At 69.0% G+C, this 22,441-nt stretch carries 17 protein-coding genes, 1 tRNA gene and 2 pseudogenes; 13 read left to right on the top strand and 7 right to left on the bottom strand.

The features are described from left to right. Positions 1-25 precede the first annotated feature (25 nt). From FB563_RS07585 to FB563_RS07570, 3 genes are all read right to left on the bottom strand, one after another. A complete protein-coding gene (locus FB563_RS07585; RefSeq protein WP_142218546.1) occupies positions 26-325 on the bottom strand; it encodes a hypothetical protein in 300 nt (99 codons plus the stop codon). A gap of 66 nt (positions 326-391) precedes the next feature. Then, a complete protein-coding gene (locus tag FB563_RS07580; protein ID WP_159045586.1) occupies positions 392-1,249 on the bottom strand; it encodes a GIY-YIG nuclease family protein in 858 nt (285 codons plus the stop codon). A gap of 1,062 nt (positions 1,250-2,311) precedes the next feature. Beyond that, positions 2,312-3,475 (bottom strand): metallophosphoesterase family protein, encoded by a 1,164-nt coding sequence (locus FB563_RS07570; protein WP_055708841.1) that lies wholly within the window; start codon positions 3,473-3,475, stop codon positions 2,312-2,314. A gap of 206 nt (positions 3,476-3,681) precedes the next feature. Between FB563_RS07570 and FB563_RS07565 the strand changes: the two are divergent. Next, a pseudogene (locus FB563_RS07565) lies at positions 3,682-4,500 on the top strand (tyrosine-type recombinase/integrase); the annotation flags it as partial. 195 nt (positions 4,501-4,695) lie between these two features. Here the strand turns inward: FB563_RS07565 and FB563_RS07560 are convergent. The 4 genes from FB563_RS07560 to FB563_RS07545 all read right to left on the bottom strand — a co-directional run bounded on the left by FB563_RS07560 (position 4,696) and on the right by FB563_RS07545 (position 8,317). After that, a complete protein-coding gene (locus FB563_RS07560) occupies positions 4,696-5,211 on the bottom strand; it encodes a hypothetical protein (protein WP_244329010.1) in 516 nt (171 codons plus the stop codon). Between the two features lie 112 nt (positions 5,212-5,323). Further along, positions 5,324-6,073 carry a hypothetical protein gene (locus FB563_RS07555; RefSeq protein WP_055708840.1) on the bottom strand — a complete coding sequence of 250 codons (750 nt, stop codon included), beginning with the start codon at positions 6,071-6,073 and terminating at the stop codon, positions 5,324-5,326. A 261-nt stretch (positions 6,074-6,334) separates the two neighbouring features. Then, the gene (locus tag FB563_RS07550) at positions 6,335-7,564 is read right to left on the bottom strand and encodes a S53 family peptidase (protein ID WP_107100748.1); all 1,230 of its coding nucleotides are present in this window, start codon (positions 7,562-7,564) and stop codon (positions 6,335-6,337) included. A 681-nt stretch (positions 7,565-8,245) separates the two neighbouring features. Beyond that, a tRNA-Arg gene (locus FB563_RS07545) sits at positions 8,246-8,317 on the bottom strand. Between the two features lie 241 nt (positions 8,318-8,558). Between FB563_RS07545 and FB563_RS07540 the strand changes: the two genes are divergently transcribed. The 12 genes and pseudogenes from FB563_RS07540 to prmC all read left to right on the top strand — a co-directional run bounded on the left by FB563_RS07540 (position 8,559) and on the right by prmC (position 22,421). Beyond that, positions 8,559-9,140 carry a response regulator gene (locus FB563_RS07540; RefSeq protein ID WP_244329043.1) on the top strand — a complete coding sequence of 194 codons (582 nt, stop codon included), beginning with the start codon at positions 8,559-8,561 and terminating at the stop codon, positions 9,138-9,140. 103 nt (positions 9,141-9,243) lie between these two features. Beyond that, the gene (gene nrtL / locus FB563_RS07535; protein ID WP_142218545.1) at positions 9,244-10,548 is read left to right on the top strand and encodes an ArgS-related anticodon-binding protein NrtL; all 1,305 of its coding nucleotides are present in this window, start codon (positions 9,244-9,246) and stop codon (positions 10,546-10,548) included. Between the two features lie 53 nt (positions 10,549-10,601). After that, positions 10,602-11,993: a diaminopimelate decarboxylase gene (gene lysA, locus FB563_RS07530; RefSeq protein ID WP_142218544.1), complete on the top strand. Its 1,392-nt coding sequence runs from the start codon at positions 10,602-10,604 to the stop codon at positions 11,991-11,993. Positions 11,994-12,166: 173 nt separating this feature from the next. Then, the gene (locus FB563_RS07525) at positions 12,167-13,456 is read left to right on the top strand and encodes a homoserine dehydrogenase (protein WP_055704224.1); all 1,290 of its coding nucleotides are present in this window, start codon (positions 12,167-12,169) and stop codon (positions 13,454-13,456) included. 6 nt (positions 13,457-13,462) lie between these two features. Then, positions 13,463-14,521 (top strand): threonine synthase, encoded by a 1,059-nt coding sequence (thrC, locus tag FB563_RS07520; RefSeq protein ID WP_055704222.1) that lies wholly within the window; start codon positions 13,463-13,465, stop codon positions 14,519-14,521. Between the two features lie 251 nt (positions 14,522-14,772). After that, a complete protein-coding gene (gene thrB / locus FB563_RS07515) occupies positions 14,773-15,690 on the top strand; it encodes a homoserine kinase (RefSeq protein ID WP_055704221.1) in 918 nt (305 codons plus the stop codon). A 405-nt stretch (positions 15,691-16,095) separates the two neighbouring features. Further along, complete coding sequence (gene rho, locus FB563_RS07510; RefSeq protein ID WP_055704220.1) at positions 16,096-18,090, top strand: transcription termination factor Rho; 1,995 nt, start codon at positions 16,096-16,098, stop codon at positions 18,088-18,090. 198 nt (positions 18,091-18,288) lie between these two features. Continuing rightward, positions 18,289-18,666: pseudogene (locus FB563_RS45435) on the top strand (hypothetical protein); the annotation flags it as partial. Positions 18,667-18,822: 156 nt separating this feature from the next. Further along, positions 18,823-19,956, top strand: coding sequence for an LCP family protein (locus FB563_RS07500; RefSeq protein ID WP_055704219.1), 1,134 nt, complete (start codon positions 18,823-18,825; stop codon positions 19,954-19,956). 169 nt (positions 19,957-20,125) lie between these two features. After that, entirely contained in the window at positions 20,126-20,350 is a 225-nt protein-coding gene (gene rpmE / locus FB563_RS07495; RefSeq protein WP_014675000.1) for a 50S ribosomal protein L31, read from the top strand. 106 nt (positions 20,351-20,456) lie between these two features. Then, on the top strand, positions 20,457-21,524 hold the full coding sequence (prfA, locus tag FB563_RS07490; protein WP_055704218.1) for a peptide chain release factor 1: 1,068 nt from the start codon (positions 20,457-20,459) through the stop codon (positions 21,522-21,524). A gap of 51 nt (positions 21,525-21,575) precedes the next feature. Beyond that, a complete protein-coding gene (prmC, locus tag FB563_RS07485; RefSeq protein ID WP_055704217.1) occupies positions 21,576-22,421 on the top strand; it encodes a peptide chain release factor N(5)-glutamine methyltransferase in 846 nt (281 codons plus the stop codon). Positions 22,422-22,441: the final 20 nt, after the last annotated feature.

Raw genomic sequence — 22,441 nt, 5'->3', positions numbered from 1 at the left:
CGAGGTTGTCTGGTACCACGGCTCCTTAGCGATCGTTCAGGGCGAGCTGTGCTCCCCAATCAGTCTCCACAAGCGTGCCGTCGGTAGCGGTGTGACCTTCGAGCCGTCCGAGGTTACGTTCCTGGGTGTTGAGAAGGATCTCCTTCACCGATCCGTACAGTCCACTCACCTGACCCGCCCTTGCTTGTCGGACGCGGTCGGCGATGGGACGGAGAAGTCCCACCCGCACCCTGAATGGTTCGAACCGTGCCGCAACGAAGTGGTCGCTGCTGCTGTTGCTGTCGCCCATGTCGATTGCTGCTAGAAACGGCTCGTAGTAGGCCATGAGGAACGGATCGATGCTTGCATCGAGATGCGTACGAGAACGGCCCAGCAAGGCGCGCGGTCCCACCTACCTGTCAGCAGAGCCAGAACGGGTGGCTGCTTGCTGGCGACGGATCTCCTCAACGCGTTCTGTAATGTATGCGCTTAGTTCTCCTAGGTCGCGGAACCACTCAGTATTCCCCTCACGATACTTCTCGAAGCGCTTATGGAAGTCACGTTCACGATCCATGCCGCCCGCCTCGAGGAGCACGACATTTTCGGGGCGTAGCGCTAGTGTGCGTACACGCCGCCGCAGGTCTGTTGTCGTTCCAATCTTCACTCGGTTACCGTTGCGAATAAAGTAGACAAGAGGCTGATGCTTGCGTGAGGGAATTTTCCACTCCACCGAAGGCTTCTTCGTCTCGCTGGGGTCGATGGCCAGATCCTGGCCATATTGGGCTGCCGCTTCTTCTAGTCGAGCGGCGCGGCGGTGGCGCTGCTCCTCTTCCCATCTCTCCTGTGCTCGCTGCCTCTTCTGCTCAATTATTTGATCAAGGACCTTCTGATCTTCGGGGTGGAGTGCGAGCGCCTTCATATAGGCATCCCAAACCGAATAAACCATAAGGAGGAGGAAGGCGACAATTACGGCTCCCCAGATCCCCTTACCCCAGTTAGTGGCGGCACACAATGCAAGAGCTAGGCCCTGTATCGTGTAACCGTATCTGCGGCTCTTTTTCGCCCAGGCACGCTCATGCCGGTGTACGTATTCGTGGCCGAGCAAGCTAAACCACATGAAAATCAACGCAATGTACTGCGCGTTCAAGCACCATTTGTCGAAGCTGCTAGTCCCATAACGCCCAATGCGTGGGATTACTAGCGCCGATTCCAATACGGAGATCAAGGCTATGAGGACGCATGTGAGCACTCCGAGGAGGGTTTCAGCCACGTCGCGGCGTTTCTTGGGAGCAGGTGAGGGGGCGGCCATACAGCTCCTCTCCAAGGTCGCCCCGCGGAGGGGCGGACACAGCGGAAGACATCGTTAGGCGATCCTGGCACGCGCCACTGACACTGCTGGGCAGTAGACAAGTGAGTGCAGCCCGCCACCGCTCGATATACGCCAACTGCTGGGCCGACGCATGGACAGGGGCTGCGCCGCCCGACCTCTTGCGACCAGGCCGTTCAGGCAAGCTCGGTTGCGAGGCGGCGGATTGCTGTGCGCGCGGCACGGGCGCCGGCCGGGCTGGAGCGGGGCGGAGACAGGAGCGCAGGCCCGGCCGGGGGCCGAGCCGACTTGAACCCGTGGAGAAAGTTGTAACTCAGTCGGTCGCGTGGGGCTGTCCGATCCCGGGTGATGCTTGACGGTTCGGTCCCAGCTGGTGGTTGACAGTGGCCGTGATCGGCTTTTCTGTGCGCGTCGTTGCGGTGCGTGCGGGGAGGCCGGGATTGGCGCTGGTGGAGTTGTCGGTTGTCGAGGCCGACCTCACGGCCGCTCACTCTGGCGGTGCATAGGTGGCCGATCGAGTACCTCGACGTACGTGATCCGGTCATCCACGACGTCCAGGCACAGCATCCCTTGCGAGGACAAGAGAGGCACGCACCGATGGCCGACGCCGTATGGCCCCTGCGGATGAGCTGCTGTCTGGAAGCTCTGGCAAAAGTCATCGCCGCAGCCGCACTCGTCAACCAGCCGAAGATCCCACGCACAGATGGCTAGCTCACGTTCTCGTTCGTTCTCCAGGAGAGTGATCAGCTCTGTGACGAGCTCCGGGAAGACGGCGCGGACAAGTAGTCCTGCTCCCTGGCCGGAGGGTAGCTGGAGACGGGACAATGCCTAGGACCACCGTCAACCATCACCTGAGACCGGAATGTCAAGCATCAGCTGGGATCCGACACGGTCGCGTGGGGCGTGTCTTGTCTCGGTTGATGCTTGACGTCGTGGCTTCAACGGCTGCCGCAGAGCTGATTTCGATCGTGGCCCACGCCTCGGGTATGGAGGAAAGTCGGGGCCTCAGTTGCAGGTGCCGCTGCCGGAGTCGCTGTACTGCAGCGCTGTGGAGTCGAAGCCGGGGCCGGGCAGGACGGGCTTGTAGTCCCAGCTGTAGCTGTGGGACTTGAGGGTCAGCTTCATGACGCCGAAGGCGCTGGCCTGGGCGGTGACCACGTTGGGATTGTCGTAGTTGCCGGGCGAGCCGGCGAGAGTGTCGAGGGCCTCGCCGCCGGAGCCGACGATGAACTCCGGGATGCCGTGGGTCGGGTCGTACTGGCCGGCGGGGTTCATCGGGCGCAGCCGGGCGTACGCGTGCTCGTGACCGTTGAGGATGAGCGTGGCGTGGTGCTGGTACAGGAGCTTCCACCACGCGTCGGTCGCTGCACCCTCGACGCCGCCGGCGCCCGGCGCGGAAGCGGGCACCGCGGCGGTCGAGGCCGTCGTGGCGCTGAACGTCGCCTGGTGCCAGTACGCGATCGTGCACTGACGCTTGTTGGCGGCCAGGTCGTTCGAGAGCCACTGGGTCTCCTGGCCGAGGAGGCCGCTGTCCGCCGTGGAGCAGTCATGGTTGAACGTGTCGGAGTTGCACTCGGCGTTGAGCGAGATGATGTGCCAGTTGCCGAGGTTGTAGGAGTACCACCCCTGCTTGTCAGCGGTGTCGTCGCCGGCCTGGCCCTGGGTCTCCGGCGTGCCGGCCTGGTCGTGGCCGTTGAAGTAGCCGAAGTATCCGGCACCGTTCTGCCCGGCCTCGTTGTCGCCCTTCTTGGCATACGGGTAGTACTCGTGGTTGCCCGGCGCCGGGCGTTCGAGCATCTTCAGGCCGCCCCATGCCTGCTCGAAGGACTGCTCGAAGTCGGTCAGCTTGCCGACCTGGTACTGCTCGTCGCCCAGCAGTGCCACGGCATCGGGGTGCATGCCCGTGGCCTGCTTGGCGGTGGCGAACTCGGCGCTCATGCCGCCCAGGGTGGGGCTGCCGCACTTGAGCGACGTAGGGGTGGCGGCATTCTCGGCGTCGTCGGGCTCGCAGGCGATGTCGCCGACGGCCGCCAGGGTGTACGAGGCCGCGCCGTGGTGGGCGTACGGCCAGTCGTTGTCGCTCTGGTTCGCGGCGGCGATGGCGGTGCCGGTGACGGCGAGGACTGCCAGGCCGACAGCTGCGGAGGAGAACTTGGTGACGCGTCTCATGTGCGGTGTCCTTCCATGGCGGGAGTAGCCAACGCACGTTAGGCAGTTGATCTATCAGGTGACACAAACACGTTCCAACGGTTCGGTGAACTCCGTTCGTGGCAGGGCGACCAGGGCGTCCCTGCTGTGGACGGCTGCAAGGTGGCCGTCTGGCTGGTCTGCCACCGCTGTTGCCTCGCCCGCCGAGCAGAACGTCGAGCGGCCCGTCGGCAGCGTCGGCGGAGACCGTGCGGCGTAAGCGCCGGACGCTCGTGAATGCCGCGAATTACGCGGTCGACCTGGGGGAGCTGCGTGAGAACCCCATCACGGCTGTCCGCTGGCAGAAGCCGAAGGTGTCCAACCAGGTGGATCCTCGTGTTGTCGCCAGCCCGGGGCAGGCTCGCATCTCCTGGCGGCTGTCTCCTACGTGGGCGGCTACCGGCGTGCTCGCAGCCGGCGTCTCGTCGGGTTGTTCGCGGCGATGTACTTCGGTGGCCTGCGTCCCGCTGAGGCGGTCGGCCTGGTGGAGACTGGCCTCGTCCTGCCCGAGCAGGGATGGGGATCGGCACTGCTCCACCGGACTCGTCCTTCGGTCGGCAAGCAGTGGACCGACTCGGGGGAGACCCACGACGACCGCGGGCTGAAGAATCGGCCGGCTGAGGACGTTCGGCGTGCGCCCATTCCGCCCCAGCTGGTCGCAATGCTCCACGATCACCTCGCCACGTTCGGCACGGCGGAAGACGGGCGACTCTTCTTCAGTGAGAAGGGCTCGGTCGCCGTCCTCGACCTACTTCCGCGTGTGGCAGGAGGCTCGGCTCCTGGCGCCCCCGCCGGCCGTCGCGGCCTCGCCGCTCGCGAGTAGGCCGTACGACCTTCGGCACTCGGCGCTGTCGACGTGGCTCAATGCCGGAGTGGATCCCACCGAAGTTGCCGAGCGCACCGGCAACAGCGTTGAGGTCCTGCTGACCCGGTACGCGAAGTGCCTCGACGGTCGGCAGGACGTCGCCAATCGCCGTATCGAGGACCTGCTCCGCGAGTACGAGTGAATCCGCTTGAACGAGTTCGAGGCCCCTGGCATTGCGTCCAGGGGCCTCGCCGTTGGTACTGCGCGTCAACGTGGCCCGGCGCCCTGGGTGCGCTCTGCGGCGAGTAGGCGCTCAAGGTTTCCCCTCGCGCTGTTGAGCGCGGCGACCATCTGCATGCGAGTCTGCTCGAAGTGGGGGTCGACCTCAACGCCGAGGTCATGTCGCAGCGTGACCCGTAGCAGGCACACACCATCGGACAGGGGGGCCGCTGAACCATGCCTTCGCCCGCTCATAGGTCTCGTTGCGGTCAGGGCTGCTAGGCAACTGCTTGACGATTGAGTACCCGACTCCCAGTGCCCTGTTGAGCTTTGAGGCTACTTCCAGGATGTCCTTCGTCAGCGCCATCTGCGCGTGAGAGTACTGGTCGGCCCAGGCTTCCTTGGCAGCGTCGAGAACTGCCGGGGCACTGCTTTCACCACGCTCGGTTGCCTGGACGGCGTCTCGGGCGGCGATCCGGTAGGCGCGAGCCGTGGTGTTCAGTTGGGCATAGAGATCGCGCTTGGCCTGCTGCGCTTGGTCCTGGCGCTCTTGCTCCCGTTCACGATCGGCACGCTCGTTTTGCTCTCGGTTAGCGCGCTGGCTGAGCACTGCCCCGCCCAAGGTTCCGCCCAGCGTGCCTCCGACGCTGATGAGTGCGACGGCAAGCGTGGTCACATCCACGAGATCCCCCAACTCGTCCGATTGTTTACTCACTGGCGGCCACTGGATGCAGCACGGCAGCCGCCTTGACCATGCTCACCCGTCTCAGCCGCGGCAGGGTCCGAGGCCGGGACGACGATGTGGTTCATGCGTCCCAGCGGGTGGTGATGGCTTCCGCGACGCTGAAGACCTCATCGCACTCGGGGCACTGTGCTTTGCCGAGAACGTAAGTCAACTTATGCGCGACATCGGTCTGGCCGTCTGCGAGTGCGCGACTGTGGAGTCTTTGGGCCAGCCCCTCCAGGGCTGAGGCGTCCGCAGGCTGCAGCGGTATCTTCTTTGCGGCGGTTTCATTCATGTACATGCCGTCTGTGGTGGAGAAGAAGCCGTACTCGCCGAAGGCTATGAAGTTCTCTGTACTGCATGAGGGGCAGGGGACTTCGTATTCGTCGTCGTTGAGTCCGTCGAGCTGTTCGCCCCAAACTTCGACCCCCTCGAAGCTGAGGAGTGCGGCCAGCAAGTAGACGTAAGTGCCTGAGTCGTCGCTGAGGGCCGGTTCCCGGAGAGCTTCCTCGGTCAGTTGCACTAGGTCGGACATCTCTGGGGCGTAGGCCACGTGGGGATCTTCATCGCCAAATGGCTGATCAACGCTGGCCACAATGGCGCCGGCCAGGCAGAGCGGCATCTGCCGGTCCACAGGTGACCACCGGCGTGCCATGTCCCGCAGGGCAGGCAGGGCCGCGTAGCTTGCTGAGTAGACGGTGCCCTGATGACACAGCCGGGACCAAAGTTCGGTCCAGCCTGAGTCCTTTGGGGCCGGGCTCACTGCGTCGAGCAGGCCGGGAATGTCTTCTGCCGTGCCGTAGGCGTGGTGAAGCTGGGACCAGTCCGTCATGTCAGCGATCTAAGCAGTTGGGTACCGCGGACTTCGCGGCTGGGGCCGCGCCACGCGCCCTGCAGTGAGGGCAAGCCAAGCCCAGGGCCAGATCCAGTCAGCAACTCCGCGAAGATGCTCCAAGATTTGGTCCACGCCTCGTGCACAGGCCCCGTCGCACGGCCACTTCCGGCGGCGTGCGTCTGCGTGTACGAGCCGCCGTCCCGGCGCGGGGCCCGGCAGTGGTACGCCGGGCGCCCGCGCCTCGGGGACAGGTTGCGGTCAGCCCGCCTTGGCGAGGGCCGGGACGAAGCGGGCCGCGTCGATCGTTCCGACACCGGTCGCCATGTCGTAGCCCTTGACCGCGGTGTAGCCGGTGACTCCCGCGTAGCTGTTGTTCGTGCCGTCCTTCACGTCCACGATCCCGGTGGACGGGTTCGACGAGGACTTCGCGTACAGCGAGTACAGCGCCTTGTGGATGTCGCCCAGCCGGTGCCCGGCGACCTGGTCGGCCAGGGCCACGATTCCCGCGAAGAGCGGGCTGGCCTCGCTGGTGCCGACGTAGACCTCCCAGCCGACCCGCTTGGGGTCGTAGCTGGAGTACACCCATCCGCCGCCCTTCAGCGCGGCGGACATGGAGACGTCCGGGGTGCTGCGGTGATTGCCGGCCACCCCGTTCTGATACGAGGGACGGGCGAAGACGTGGGACTGGCCGCCGCCGCTGGCGCCGTGGTCGTTGTAGACGCTGTCCGGCGCGGTGCGGTTGCCGTTGGCGTCCAGGTGCAGCTGGGTGCCGCCGACCGAGACCACCAGGGGATCGTCGGTCGGCCAGGCGTTGACCCGGTACGGATAGGTGGTCTGGCCGTTCGAGGTGGTGTCGGTGGGTCCGCTGTCGCCGGAAGCGTCGGTGACGGTCACACCGTGCTTGGCCGCGTCCTTGAAGGCGTACCGCAGGTTCTGGATGCTGGAGTAGTCACCCTTGCCGAAGCCGGGGAAGTTGTTCTCCGCCACGCCCCAGCTCTGGCTGATCACATCGCCCACGCCGCGGTCGATGAGCGACTTCTCGGCGTCCATGACCTCCCGCAGGCCGGTGGTGCCGTCTCCGATCCGGCCGACCCCGGTCTCCGCCAGGACGATGTGCGCGTCCGGGGCGACGGCATGCGCCATCTCCACGTCGAGGGTGGTCTCCCCGGCCCAGCCGAGCTGGTCGGCGTCGCTGGGGTCGAAGCGCGGGACGTTGCCCCACTTGACCACGTCCACATGGGTGCTCTTGATGCCGAACCGGGTGCTGTAGACGTCCAGGTCCTTCTGGATGGTCGGCGAGCCGAACGGATCCACGATCACGATCGTGCGCCCCTTGCCGGTCACTCCTGCCTTGTACAGCGGGTTCAGGTTGTACGCCTGGCGGTACTGCAGCGCGTTGTAGCAGTCGAACCCCCACACCGCCCGGCACTGCGCAGTGGTCATCAGACTGCCGGGCGCGCTCTTCGACTGCTGCCCGGCCGCCGGCACGGGCTTGACTTCTTGCGCCGGTCGCACGGGTGCAGCGGCGGCGACGGAACCAGACAAAAGCCCTGTTATCGCTGCGACACTGGTGAGGCTGGTGATCCAGGCTGCGGCGGCCGCAGTGCGCCGTCGCGCATGAATCCTGCGCATAGATGCTCCTCGTGGTGGACTAGACCATGCTCGGCCGTGGTCTGCGATCCCACCCCGAGGCCGTCCGCGAGGCAAGGGATTGCCTCTGTGTGGCTTGTCACTACTTCGTCCGCTTCGATCACCTATGTCCATGCCGAGCACGTCCCGCGCGGCCTGGGCAACCCATCGAGGGCGCGCATGCCGGCCTGGCTGTCGCATGGCTTCAGTCCAGGTGGCAGCGGGACCCTCGCGCATTGGGTTGTCTCCTGCGCGGTCGCGACTGGTTCGATGCCCGCTGTGTCGGTTTTATGAGATAGCTCGGCTCTGACCGTTTCATGAGATACGTCACGGCCTGGCCTCCGAAGAGCGGGCGACGCTTGAGCGGGATCGGGCGCCGCTGGAGCCGGACATGGCGCCACGCGCCCACTTGGCGCCGAGCGGAGCGGTTGGTGGCGTCGGAGCATACGCCCGTCCGGGCCGCATACGCCTGCACATACGCGAAGACCCCGGCCTCAGCGTTTCCGCTGGTGACGGGGTCTTTGGGCACCTCATACAAGGTGCCCCCGGCAGGATTCGAACCTGCGCACACGGCTCCGGAGGCCGTTGCTCTATCCCCTGAGCTACGGGGGCGTGTCGGTTGCGGAGCTCTTCGCTCGCGGCGACGGGTAGAACACTAGCAGGTCCGGAGGGGTGATCAGGAATCTGTTTCCCCGGGGCGAGCGGAGGGGGGCTTTGCCGGGGCGGAACGGGGCGAGGGTGCGGGTGGGCCGGGAGCCGGCTTCGGCGGGGGGTGGGGAAGGGGTGGGCTTCGCCTGGACGGGGCACGGCGGTGGACCGGGTGAGGTGGACGGGCCCCCTGTACGGGGTGGAAGTGGGGAAAACCCGGACGCGGTGGCCGGTCCGGACCTACTCTCGACTTGTGCCAGGCGCCTCGGGTCGGGTGCTTGTTGTGGACGACAACAAGGTCATCCGGCAGTTGATCAGGGTCAATCTCGAGCTGGAAGGGCTCGAGGTCGTGACCGCGGCCGATGGTGCCGAGTGTCTGGATGTGGTTCATCAGGTGCGGCCCGATGTCGTGACGCTCGACGTCGTCATGCCCCGGCTGGACGGCCTGCGCACCGCAGCCCGGCTCCGCGCCGACCCCCGTACGCACCATCTGCCCCTCGCCATCGTCAGCGCCTGCACGCAGTACGAGGTCGACACCGGTCTCGACGTCGGCGTCGACGCCTTCCTCGCCAAGCCCTTCGAGCCCGCCGAACTCGTACGGCTCGTCAAGCAGCTGATCGAGGGCGCCGGCGGGCAAGGGGAGCACCAGGGAGGCCATGGGGGACACCGTGGCGGGGGTGGGAGCGGCGACGGGGATGAGGATGAGGACGGTGGCGGTGGGGCGGACGGGGGCCTCGCCGACGGGGTTTCCGATGGCCTGCCGGGTGGGATTCCGTCCGGTGGTTAGGCGGTCCGCCGGGACCGGGCGGGAGTCCGGGGTCGGTCAGCGGGCCGTCCCACAGTGAGAACCGCCTCGCCTACCCCTCCCCTTCCTCCCCTACTCTTGTCCCGTGACCCCCGTCGAGTTGTCCCGCACCGTGCTGCAGGCGGTGCGCTGTGCTGTCGACGACGGGGAGCTGAGCGTGCCGGTGCCCGAGCGGGTCGTGGTGACCGAGCCGGGGCCCGGGGGGTGTGGGGACTTCGCCACCAATGTCGCGCTGCAGCTCGCCCGGCCGGCCGGGCAGCCCCCGCGGCGGGTCGCCGAGATTCTGCGGCCCCGGCTCGCCGGTGCCGAGGGCATCCGGGATGTCGTCGTGACCGGGCCCGGGTTTCTCAACATCAGCCTCGACCCGCAGGCCGACCTCGTCACCGGGCTCGTCCGGGAGATCCGCGCCCGCGGTGCCGCGTACGGGCACGGTGACGCCCTCGCCGGGCAGGTCGTCGACCTGAGGGTGCCGTACGAGGTGCGGGCCGAGGTCGTCGCGGACGCCGTCGTACGGATCGTGGCCACGCAGGGCGGGCGGGCCACCGTCGAGCACGGTGAGCCCGCCAATCTGCGGCCGGTGCCCGCGCCGGAGGATCCCGCGCCGCTGGGCCACGACGCCTCCCAGTGGGCCCTGCTCCACCCCGCCTCGCACGACCGGCCCCGGATCACCGCCGATCATCTGGTCCAGCGGGAGAGCAATCCGCTGTTCCGGGTGCGGTACGCCCACGCCCGCATCCGGTCCCTCAGCCGCAACGCCGCCCGCCTGGGCTTCGCCGCCGAGCCCGGCCCGCTCGACGGCGGGCGGTCCGCCGACGCCGACCCGCCCGCCGGAACCGGCCCGTCCGCCGACGCCGGCCCCCTGGACGCCGGCACCCTGAACGCCGGCCCGGTCGACCCCGGCCTGCCCCTCACCGGCCCGCTCGCCCCCGGCCCGCTCGACATCCGGCTCGTCGGCCCGCTCGACCCCGGCCCGCTGCACATCACCCCACCCGCCGGCCTCCTCGACGCCCGCCACGCCCACACCCCCCGCACCGCCCCTCTCGCCACCACCCCTGTCGCCACCACCGGCGGGGCCCCCGCCCCCACCCGCCCTGGCGTCACGCCCCACCGCGCCACCCCCACCGGCGCCCTGCGCGACCTCCTCACCCCCCTCGCCGACCACCCTCGTATCCTCGCCGCGGCCGCCACCCACCGTGCCCCGGACCGGCTTGCCCGGCATCTCGTCACCGTCGCCGATGCCGTGCTGCCCTTCCTGCCCTGTGTGCTGCCCTGCGGCGAGGAGAAACCCTCGGCCGCCCACCGTGCCCGGCTCGCCCTCGCCGAAGCCGCCGGGACGGTGCTGGCCGGCGGCCTGTCCCTGCTCGGCATCGACGCACCCGAACACCTCTGAGGCCGCTCGCGAGAGATGCCCGGAGAGAGACAGAGAGTCTGAGAGTCACCGCCATGAGCCGTTCCGCCCACCCTGCCGGGCCCCGTCACGCCGACGTCCTGCCCGAGGGCCACTACTACGCGCCGCCCGCCGATCTCAACGTCCTCGACCACAAGGTGTGGGCGCAGACCGTCGGGCGCAACGCCGACGGGGTAGTCACCGTCGGCGGCGTCGATGTGAAGACCCTCGCCGAGGAGCACGGCACTCCGGCCTACATCCTCGACGAGGCCGACTTCCGGGCACGCGCGCGTGCGTGGCGTACCGCCTTCGGGGCCGACGCCGACGTGTTCTACGCCGGGAAGGCGTTCCTGTCCCGTGCCGTCGTGCGCTGGCTCCATGAGGAGGGGCTCAACCTCGACGTGTGCTCCGGGGGCGAGCTGGCCACCGCCCTGTCCGCCGGCATGCCGGCCGAGCGCATCGCCTTCCACGGCAACAACAAGTCCCAGGACGAGATCCGCCGCGCCATCGAGGCCGGGGTCGGGCGGATCGTGCTCGACTCCTTCCAGGAGATCGTGCGCGTCGCCCACATCGCGCAGTCCCTGGGGAGGCGGCAGAAGGTCCAGATTCGGATCACCGTCGGCGTGGAGGCTCATACGCACGAGTTCATCGCCACCGCCCATGAGGACCAGAAGTTCGGGATTCCGCTGGCCGGGGGGCAGGCCGCGGAGGCCGTGCGGCGGGCGCTGCAGCTCGACGGGCTCGAGCTGATCGGGATCCACTCCCACATCGGGTCGCAGATCTTCGACATGTCCGGCTTCGAGGTCGCCGCCCACCGCGTGGTCGGGCTGCTGAAGGACATCCGTGACGAGCACGGGATCGAGCTGCCCGAGATCGACCTGGGGGGCGGGCTCGGGATCGCCTACACCAGCGACGACGACCCCCGCGAGCCGCATGAGATCGCCAAGGCGCTCACCGAGATCGTCACGCGCGAGTGCGAGGCCGCGAAGCTGCGCACCCCGAGGATCTCCGTCGAGCCCGGGCGCGCCATCGTCGGGCCGACCGCCTTCACCCTGTACGAGGTCGGCACCGTCAAGCCCCTCGACGGGCTGCGCACGTACGTGTCCGTCGACGGCGGTATGTCCGACAACATCCGCACCGCCCTGTACGACGCCGAGTACAGCGTCGCCCTCGTGTCCCGGACCTCCAGCGCCGAGCCCATGCTCGCCCGCGTGGTCGGCAAGCACTGCGAGAGCGGGGACATCGTGGTCAAGGACGCGTTCCTGCCGGCCGACCTGGCGCCGGGTGACCTCATCGCCGTACCGGCCACCGGTGCGTACTGCCGGTCCATGGCCAGCAACTACAACCACGTCCTGCGGCCGCCCGTCGTCGCGGTGAAGGACGGCGAGGCCCGCGTGATCGTCCGGCGCGAGACGGAGGAGGACCTCCTGCGTCTCGACGTCGGCTAGTCCCGGCGAAGGGGACGTCGGCCAGTCCCGGCGAAGGGCCCGGGAAGATCTCCGGTCTTCCCGGGCCGTATCAATGAAATACATGTCTCAGAATCCGGACGAAGGGTAGAAACTCCCGTCCGGTGAGTGAGACTGGTCCAACCGTAGACGGTATGAGGAAACGAGGTCGGATGATGCGTACGCGTCCGCTGAAGGTGGCGCTGCTGGGCTGTGGAGTTGTCGGCTCAGAGGTGGCGCGCATCATGACGACGCACGCCGACGACCTCGCCCAGAGGATCGGCGCCCCGGTGGAGCTCGCCGGCGTCGCCGTACGACGGCCCTCCAAGGTGCGTGAGGGCATCGACCCGAGCCTCGTCACCACCGACGCCACCGCCCTCGTCAAACGGGGGGACATCGATGTGGTGGTGGAGGTCATCGGGGGGATCGAGCCCGCCCGGACCCTCATCACCACCGCCTTCGAGCACGGCGCCTCCGTCGTCTCAGCCAACAAGGCCCTGCTCGCCCAGGACGGGGCCGCGCTGCACGCCGCCGCCGAGGAGCACGACCGGGACCTCTACTACGAGGCCGCCGTGGCCGGCGCCATCCCGCTGATCCGCCCGCTGCGCGAGTCCCTCGCCGGCGACAAGATCAACCGGGTGATGGGCATCGTCAACGGCACGACCAACTTCATCCTCGACAAGATGGACTCCACGGGGGCGGGCTACCAGGAGGCCCTCGACGAGGCCACCGCCCTCGGGTACGCGGAGGCCGACCCGACCGCCGACGTCGAGGGCTTCGACGCCGCCGCCAAGGCCGCCATCCTCGCCGGGATCGCCTTCCACACGCGCGTGCGCCTCGACGACGTCTACCGCGAGGGCATGACCGAGGTCACCGCCGCCGACTTCCGCTCGGCGAAGGAGATGGGCTGCACCATCAAGCTGCTCGCCATCTGCGAGCGCTCGAAGGACGGTGCGTCGGTCACCGCGCGCGTGCACCCCGCCATGATTCCGCTGACCCACCCGCTCGCCTCCGTGCGCGGCGCGTACAACGCCGTCTTCGTGGAGTCCGACGCGGCCGGTCAGCTCATGTTCTACGGCCCCGGCGCCGGCGGTTCCCCAACCGCCTCCGCCGTGCTCGGCGACCTCGTCGCCGTCTGCCGCAACCGGCTCAACGGCGCAACGGGGCCCGGTGAGTCGGCGTATGCCGCCCTGCCCGTCTCGCCCATGGGCGAGGTCGTCACGCGCTACCACATCAGCCTCGACGTCGCGGACAAACCGGGTGTTCTCGCCCAGGTCGCGACCGTGTTCGCCGAGCACGGGGTGTCGATCGATACGGTGCGCCAGCAGGGCAAGGACGGCGAGGCCTCCCTCGTCGTCGTCACCCACCGCGCGTCCGACGCCGCCCTGAACGGGACCGTCGAGGCGCTGCGCAAGCTCGACACCGTGCGGGGTGTCGCCAGCATCATGCGGGTTGAAGGAGAGTAACCAGCAATGACCCACCAGTGGCGCGGAATCATCGAGGAGTACCGGGACCGGCTGCCGGTATCCGACACCACGCCGGTCGTGACGCTCCGCGAGGGCGGCACGCCCCTCGTGCCCGCGCAGGTGCTCTCCGAGAGCACGGGCTGCGAGGTCCACCTGAAGGTGGAGGGCGCCAACCCCACCGGCTCCTTCAAGGACCGGGGCATGACCATGGCCATCTCCAAGGCCAAGGAGGAGGGGGCGAAGGCCGTCATCTGCGCCTCCACCGGCAACACCTCCGCCTCGGCCGCCGCGTACGCCGTGCGGGCCGGCATGGTTTCGGCCGTGCTCGTGCCGCAGGGCAAGATCGCGCTCGGCAAGATGGGCCAGGCCCTCGTGCACGGCGCGAAGATCCTCCAGGTCGACGGCAACTTCGACGACTGCCTCGCGCTCGCCCGCTCGCTGAGCGAGAACTACCCGGTGGCACTGGTCAATTCGGTCAACCCGGTGCGTATCGAGGGCCAGAAGACGGCTTCGTTCGAGATCGTGGACATGCTCGGCGACGCCCCCGACATCCACGTCCTCCCGGTCGGCAACGCGGGCAACATCACCGCCTACTGGAAGGGCTACAAGGAGTACGCCGCCGACGGGATCGCCACGAAGACCCCGCGCATGTGGGGCTTCCAGGCCTCCGGCAGTGCGCCGATCGTGCGCGGTGAGGTGGTCAAGGACCCGTCGACCATCGCCACCGCCATCCGCATCGGCAACCCGGCCTCCTGGCAGTACGCGCTGCAGGCGCGGGACGAGTCGGGCGGCGCCATCGACGAGGTGACGGACCGTGAAATCCTGCGCGCCTACCGCCTGTTGGCCGCGCAGGAGGGCGTCTTCGTGGAGCCCGCCTCCGCCGCCTCCGTGGCCGGTCTGCTGAAGGCCGCCGAGCAGGGCAGGGTCGACCCGGGCCAGAAGATCGTGTGCACGGTCACCGGCAACGGCCTGAAGGACCCCGACTGGGCCGTCGCCGGCGCCCCGCAGCCGGTCACCGTCCCGGTCGACGCGGCCGCCGCCGCCGAGCGACTCGGCCTCGGCTGAGGATCCGGCAACCCGGGTTTTTCCTGACAGGGTGCACAGGGGGCTTACGACACGCATCGTGCGCCTCCTGTGCGCCCTATGTCGCCACAGAACCTTCCTTCGATAGGCTGTACCGAACCCGCCCGTTGCATATGCCCGTCCCAGGGCTGTGCATCGGGGCAGCGCCACGCCGTCTGCGCGGTCCGAGGGTCTCCCCGTACGTCATCGAATGTCTTCGACAGTCCACGCAGCTCAAGGAGAGTCAACGAGCGATGGCCGGTCCAGCGTTCCGCGCCGCCGCCGTCCGGGTGCGCGTTCCCGCCACCAGCGCCAATCTCGGCCCGGGCTTCGACGCCCTCGGCCTCGCGCTGGGGCTCTACGACGACGTGGTCGTCCGGGTGGCCGACTCCGGGCTGCACATCGACATCGCGGGGGAGGGCAGCGAGACCCTTCCGCGTGACGAGTCTCACCTTCTCGTCCGCTCCCTGCGCACCGCCTTCGATCTGCTGGGCGGACAGCCCCGCGGCCTGGAGATCGTCTGCGCCAACCGCATCCCGCACGGCCGCGGCCTCGGCTCCTCCTCCGCCGCCATCTGCGCCGGCATCGTCGCCGCCCGCGCGGTGACCATAGGCGGCGAGGCCCGCCTGGACGACACGGCCCTGCTGGCGCTGGCCACCGAGATCGAGGGCCACCCGGACAACGTGGCCCCGTGCCTGCTCGGCGGGTTCACGATCGCCTGGATGGAGTCCGGCGCCGCCCGGGCGATCAGGCTGGAGCCCAGCGATTCCATCGTTCCGGTGGTTTTCGTGCCCGGAAAGCCGGTCCTCACGGAGACCGCGCGCGGCCTGCTCCCGCGCTCCGTGCCGCACGTCGACGCCGCCGCCAACGCGGGCCGTGCCGCCCTGCTCGTCGAGGCCCTCACCCGGCGCCCCGAGCTGCTGCTGCCCGCCACCGAGGACCGCCTCCACCAGGAGTACCGCGCCCCGGCGATGCCGGAGAGCGCCGCGCTGGTGGAGCGGCTGCGCGCCGACGGCATCCCGGCCGTCATCTCGGGCGCCGGACCCACCGTCATGGCCCTGGCCGACGCCGAGAGCGCCGACAAGGTGGCCCACCTCGCGGGTGCGGGCTGGGCCGCGAACCGGCTGGACCTCGATGTCCAGGGAGCGAGCGTGCTGCCGCTTGCGACCTGACACACGGTTGCCGGATTTGGAGAGGGGGAATGTTTGTTGGATCCGGTAGTGTTAACCTCAAGTCTGCACCCGACCCCACCATGGCGAGGTGCCTCGTGTCCCAGTCCGGGACAGACATTCTTCCGGGAGCCTCCCACGCCACTCCGTGTTCCGTACGCCGTACCTGGGCAGTACGTCGTATGCGGGCATTGAGCAGGCCACTGGGCACGCTCCGGAACAGGTGCTACCACGCCGCGTGACACTGGGTGCCACGACTCGCGGAAGCGCCGTCACCGCACATTTCCTCCGCCGCTTTGGCGGACCACCGCCCCGGCACGGTTCACGGAAAAGCCAGAACCGTAGCCGGACAGCACAACCGGTCGCCGAGCCAGACAGGCCGACGTCCGCTCCAGGGAAGGACCCTTCGTGAGCGACACCACCGATCTGATGGGCGCACGTGTCGAGGAGACCGCTGCCGCGCCCGCCACGGACGCCTCCGCGCCTGCCACCGGTGCCGGCTCCCGGCGGCGCCGCGGTACCGGCCTCGAGGGCATGGTGCTGGCCGAGCTGCAGCAGGTCGCCTCGGGCCTCGGCATCAGGGGCACCGCGCGGATGCGCAAGAGCCAGCTGATCGAGGTCATCAAGGAGGCGCAGGCCGCAGGGGGCGCCGCCCCCAAGGCCGAGACCGCCGAGACCAAGCCGAAGCGCCGTGCCACCTCCAAGGCCCGCACCGGCGAGTCCGCCGAGAGCGGCGAGAGCACGGCGAAGAAGGCGGAGGCCCGGACCGAGGCCCCCGCCGAGAAGGCCGTGGCCCAGCAGCAGATCGAGATCCCCGGCCAGCCGGCCGCCGACGAGGCGCCGACCGAGCGCCGTCGCCGCCGCGCCACCGCCGAGGCCGGCACCCCCGCCCAGAGCAGCGCCGAGACCGTCGCCGCCGAGGCCAAGGCGGAGCCCAAGGCCGAGACGCCCGCCCAGCAGCCGCAGGGCGAGGCCGCCAGGGGCGACGCCGGTGACGGCGAGGGCCGTGGCCGCCGCGACCGCCGTGAGCGCGGCCGTGACCGCGACCGCGACCGTGACCGCGGCGACCGCCGCGGCAAGGGCGACGACCAGCAGGGCGGCCAGCAGCGTCAGCCGCAGGGCCAGCAGCAGGGCGGCCGCCAGGACCGTCAGCAGGACGACGACGACTTCGAGGGCGGCCGCCGGGGCCGTCGCGGCCGTTACCGCGACCGCCGTGGCCGTCGTGGCCGCGACGAGATCGCCGAGCCGCAGCTCGCCGAGGACGACGTCCTGATCCCCGTCGCGGGCATCCTGGACATCCTCGACAACTACGCCTTCATCCGGACCTCCGGCTACCTTCCGGGTCCGAACGACGTGTACGTCTCCCTCGCCCAGGTCCGCAAGAACGGCCTGCGCAAGGGTGACCACGTCACCGGTGCCGTCCGCCAGCCGAAGGAGGGCGAGCGCCGCGAGAAGTTCAACGCGCTGGTCCGCCTCGACTCCGTCAACGGCATGGCGCCCGAACACGGCCGTGGCCGCCCGGAGTTCAACAAGCTGACGCCGCTCTACCCGCAGGACCGCCTTCGCCTGGAGACGGACCCGGGCGTGCTCACCACCCGCATCATCGACCTGGTCTCGCCGATCGGTAAGGGCCAGCGTGGTCTGATCGTGGCCCCGCCGAAGACCGGTAAGACCATGATCATGCAGGCGATCGCCAACGCGATCACGCACAACAACCCCGAGTGCCACCTGATGGTCGTCCTCGTCGACGAGCGTCCGGAAGAGGTCACCGACATGCAGCGGTCGGTCAAGGGCGAGGTCATCTCCTCGACCTTCGACCGCCCCGCCGAGGACCACACCACGGTCGCCGAGCTCGCCATCGAGCGCGCCAAGCGGCTGGTGGAGCTGGGCCACGACGTCGTCGTCCTGCTGGACTCCATCACGCGTCTGGGCCGTGCGTACAACCTGGCCGCGCCCGCCTCCGGCCGCATCCTGTCCGGTGGTGTGGACTCGACCGCGCTGTACCCGCCGAAGCGGTTCTTCGGTGCGGCGCGCAACATCGAGGACGGCGGTTCGCTGACCATCCTCGCCACCGCCCTGGTGGACACCGGGTCCCGCATGGACGAGGTGATCTTCGAGGAGTTCAAGGGCACGGGCAACATGGAGCTGAAGCTCGACCGCAAGCTCGCGGACAAGCGGATCTTCCCGGCCGTGGACGTGGACGCCTCCGGTACCCGTAAGGAAGAGATCCTGCTCGGGGCCGAGGAGCTGGGCATCGTCTGGAAGCTGCGGCGTGTGCTGCACGCGCTCGACCAGCAGCAGGCCATCGAGCTGCTGCTCGACAAGATGAAGCAGACCAAGTCGAACGTCGAGTTCCTGATGCAGATTCAGAAGACGACGCCGACGCCCGGGAACGGCGACTAGTCGGCAGACACCGGGTGAGCAAGAGGGCCGCCCCCCGTCAGAAAGTGACGGGGGGCGGCCCTTTGGCGCTGACAGGCACGGCAGCGCACCAGGTGCCCCTCCCTTCTCGAACGGGCACGCAGACGGCGCCGTCGCACAACGCGACGACCATCGACAACGGCGTCGACCGGCACGGCGTCCTGCGCGGCCGGCACGAGCGCCAAGGTCTACGGCTGGGGCCGCACCCGCTCCACCAGCGACGACATCCCGCAGACGCTGCGGACGGCGACCCTGCCGATCCAGTCCGACAGCCCCTGCTCCGGCGCCTGCGGCAGCGACACCGGCACCACCGCCGCCTGCGTGCAGAACTACGTCGCCAAGGGCGCCTACAGCGTGTTCAGCAAGGTGCGGACGTACCTGGGCGCCGCCTCCCGCGCATCGGCGGCACCGGCCCCCGGCGACGGCAGGACCGGTCTGATCGCCCGCCGGAGCGCGAGATCTTCGCCACAAGGATCTCCGTCGGCACCGGTTTCGAGGCGTACGGCATCCGGGGCTGAAACCCGAGGTGAGCGAGGCTCACCGACGGTAACCCGATGACGCACCGTGTCCATCGCCGTACGCGATGGGTGCGGTGCGTTGTGCAACCCTTGCCCGAGTTTCTCCGTCTGCCCTTACGGGGCGACGATGGAGCGGTACCGACCGCGCCTGACCCTGAAAGCAGGGGGTAACCGACCGACGAGAGCTAGGAGCGATGTGACCGCCGAGAGCACGCCGGAGCCCGGCATAACCACGCCGGGTGAGACCGGCCCCCGTCGTGGTGGCAGGGGCCGCCGCCGCAAGGCCCGCAGCGGCAGCCGTAAGGCCCTGCGCGTCGGGGCCTGGGCGGCCGCCGGTGTGGTCGTGCTGGGCGGTGCGGGCGCGGGATACCTCTACTTCAAGCTCAACGGCAACATCCGAAGCGTCGACATCGACCAGGCTCTCGGCAACGACCGGCCCTCGAAGATCGACAACGGCTCGGAGAACATCCTGGTCCTCGGCTCGGACACCCGCTCCGGCGCCAACAAGGAGCTCGGCGGCGGCACCGACGACGGCAGCGCCCGCTCCGACACGGCCATGATCGTCCACGTCTACGAGGGCCACAAGAGGGCCGCCGTGGTCTCCGTCCCCCGCGACACCCTGATCGACCGCCCGGCCTGCACCGACACCAAGGGAACCACGCACCCGGCCGCGTCCGGCGTGATGTTCAACGAGGCGTACGGCACCGGTGGCGCGGCCTGTGCGGTGAAGACCGTCGAGTCCCTCACCGGCATCCGCATGGACCACTACCTGGAGGTCGACTTCGCCGGCTTCCAGAAGCTCATCGACGACCTCGGCGGCGTCCCCGTCACCACGACGAAGAACATCGACGACCCGCAGAGCCACCTGAGCCTCCAGGCCGGCACCCACACACTGAACGGCCGCCAGGCCCTCGGCCTGGTCCGCACCCGGCACGGCGTCGGCGACGGCTCCGACCTCGGCCGCATCCAGCTCCAGCAGGCCTTCGTCAAGGCACTCATCGGCCAGGTCGAGCACGTCGGCGTCTTCAGCAACCCGAAGAAGCTCTACGACCTCGCCGACACCGCCACCAAGACCGTCACCACCGACTCCGACCTGGGCTCGGTCAACTCCCTCATCGACTTCGCGGACGGCCTCAAGGGCATCGGCGCCAAGAACATGTCCATGATCACCATGCCGGTCCGGTACGACCCGTCCAACCCCAACCGGGTCCTCATGGAGAAGCAGAAGGCCCAGCTGGTCTGGGACGCCCTGAAGAACGACCGGCCCATCCCGAGGAGCGCGACGGCGGGCACGGCCACAGGAGAAGCCAGAGGCGTGGTGACCGGCTAGGGGCAACCCCCTGGGGGCGCGGGGCCCGGCACCCCCCACGGAATAAAGAACAGTGGCCCCCGGTTTTGGGGGATGGCCCCAGTCCTGGCAGACTGGTACGTCGGCTCCGGTTCACGCTCCCGCATCCCGCGGCGGCGACCCGGCGCCCTCCCGAAACCTAGGAGACACCTTGAAGCGCGACATCCACCCCGCGTACGTCGAGACGCAGGTCAGCTGCACCTGTGGCGCGTCGTTCACCACCCGTAGCACCATCGAGTCCGGCACCATCCGGGCCGAGGTCTGCTCCGAGTGCCACCCGTTCTACACGGGCAAGCAGAAGATCCTCGACACCGGTGGCCGTGTGGCCCGCTTCGAGGCCCGCTTCGGCAAGGCTGCCGCAGGCTCCAAGAAGTAGCGAGCCCCATTTCGCCGGTCCACGGTCACGCCCTTGTGGGGGTGTGCCCGGGACCGGCGTTTTTGGTCGCCCGCCCTTCCCTTTCACCGCAGTACAGGAGCCCAAGATGTTCGAGGCCGTCGAGGAACTCGTCGCCGAGCACGCCGATCTGGAGAAGAAGCTCGCCGACCCGTCGGTCCACGCCGACCAGGCGAACGCGCGCAAGCTGAACAAGCGCTATGCCGAGCTGACCCCGATCGTCGCCACGTACCGCTCCTGGAAGCAGACCGGCGACGACATCGAGACCGCGCGCGAGCTCGCGGCCGACGACCCCGACTTCGCCGCCGAGGTCAAGGACCTGGAGAAGCAGCGCGAGGAGCTCACCGAGAAGCTCCGCTTCCTGCTGATCCCGCGCGACCCGAGTGACGACAAGGACGTCATTCTGGAGATCAAGGCAGGCGCGGGCGGCGACGAGTCGGCGCTGTTCGCGGGCGACCTGCTGCGCATGTACCTGCGCTACGCCGAGCGCGTCGGCTGGAAGACCGAGATCATCGACGCCACCGAGTCCGAGCTGGGCGGCTACAAGGACGTCCAGGTCGCGGTGAAGGCCCGCGGCCAGCTCGAGCCCGGGCAGGGCGTGTGGGCGCGGCTGAAGTACGAGGGTGGCGTGCACCGCGTGCAGCGCGTGCCGGCGACCGAGTCGCAGGGCCGTATCCACACCTCCGCCGCCGGTGTCCTCGTCACCCCGGAGGCCGAGGAGGTGGACGTGGAGATCAACCCGAACGACCTCCGCATCGACGTCTACCGGTCCTCCGGCCCGGGCGGCCAGTCGGTCAACACCACCGACTCCGCGGTGCGCATCACGCACATCCCGACCGGGGTCGTCGCCTCCTGCCAGAACGAGAAGAGCCAGCTGCAGAACAAGGAGCAGGCGCTGCGTATCCTGCGCTCCAGGCTGCTCGCCATGGCGCAGGAGGAGGCCGAGCGGGAGGCCGCCGACGCCCGCCGCAGCCAGGTCCGCACCGTGGACCGCTCCGAGAAGATCCGCACCTACAACTTCCCGGAGAACCGCATCTCGGACCACCGCGTCGGCTTCAAGGCGTACAACCTGGACCAGGTCCTGGACGGCGACCTCGACGCGGTCATCCAGGCCTGCGTCGACGCCGACTCGGCGGCGAAGCTGGCGGCCGCGTAAGACGCGTACGCACGTACGAGCGCTAGTACGAGTACGACACGGAGGACTCGCGTGAACCTGCTGCTCGCGGAGGTGGCCCAGGCCACCCAGCGGCTGGCCGACGCCGGCGTGCCCTCGCCGCGCACCGACGCGGAGGAGCTCGCCGCGTTCGTGCACGGCGTGAAGCGCAGCCAACTGCACTCCGTGAAGGATTCCGACTTCGACGCCCGGTACTGGGAGGTCATCGCCCGGCGCGAACAGCGCGAGCCGCTGCAGCACATCACCGGGCGGGCCTACTTCCGGTATCTGGAGCTGCAGGTCGGGCCGGGTGTCTTCGTGCCCCGGCCGGAGACCGAGTCCGTGGTCGGCTGGGCCATAGACGCCGTGCGCGCCATGGACGTCGTCGAGCCGTGCATCGTCGACCTGTGCACCGGCTCCGGCGCCATCGCCCTCGCCCTCGCCCAGGAGGTCCCGCGCTCGCGCGTGCACGCCGTGGAGCTGTCCGAGGACGCCCTGGTGTGGACGCGGAAGAACGTGGCGGGATCCAGGGTCGACCTGCGCCAGGGCGACGCCCTGACGGCCTTCCCCGACCTCGACGGCCAGGTCGACCTGGTCATCTCCAACCCGCCGTACATCCCGCTCACGGAGTGGGAGTACGTGGCTCCCGAGGCCCGTGACTACGACCCCGAGATGGCCCTGTTCTCCGGCGAGGACGGCCTCGACCTGATCCGGGGCATCGAGCGCACCGCGCACCGGCTGCTGCGCCCCGGCGGGGTCGTCGTGATCGAGCACGCCGACACCCAGGGCGGCCAGGTGCCGTGGATCTTCACCGAGGAGCGGGGCTGGGCCGACGCGGCCGACCACCCCGACCTCAACAACCGCCCCCGGTTCGCGACCGCCCGCAAGGCGCTTCCGTGACCCCGCAGACTCATTTCCCG

Source organism: Streptomyces puniciscabiei, assembly GCF_006715785.1.
Taxonomy (GTDB): domain Bacteria; phylum Actinomycetota; class Actinomycetes; order Streptomycetales; family Streptomycetaceae; genus Streptomyces; species Streptomyces puniciscabiei.
The sequence above is the reverse complement of the archived record's forward strand: the minus strand, read 5'-3'. Positions and strand labels throughout refer to the sequence as shown.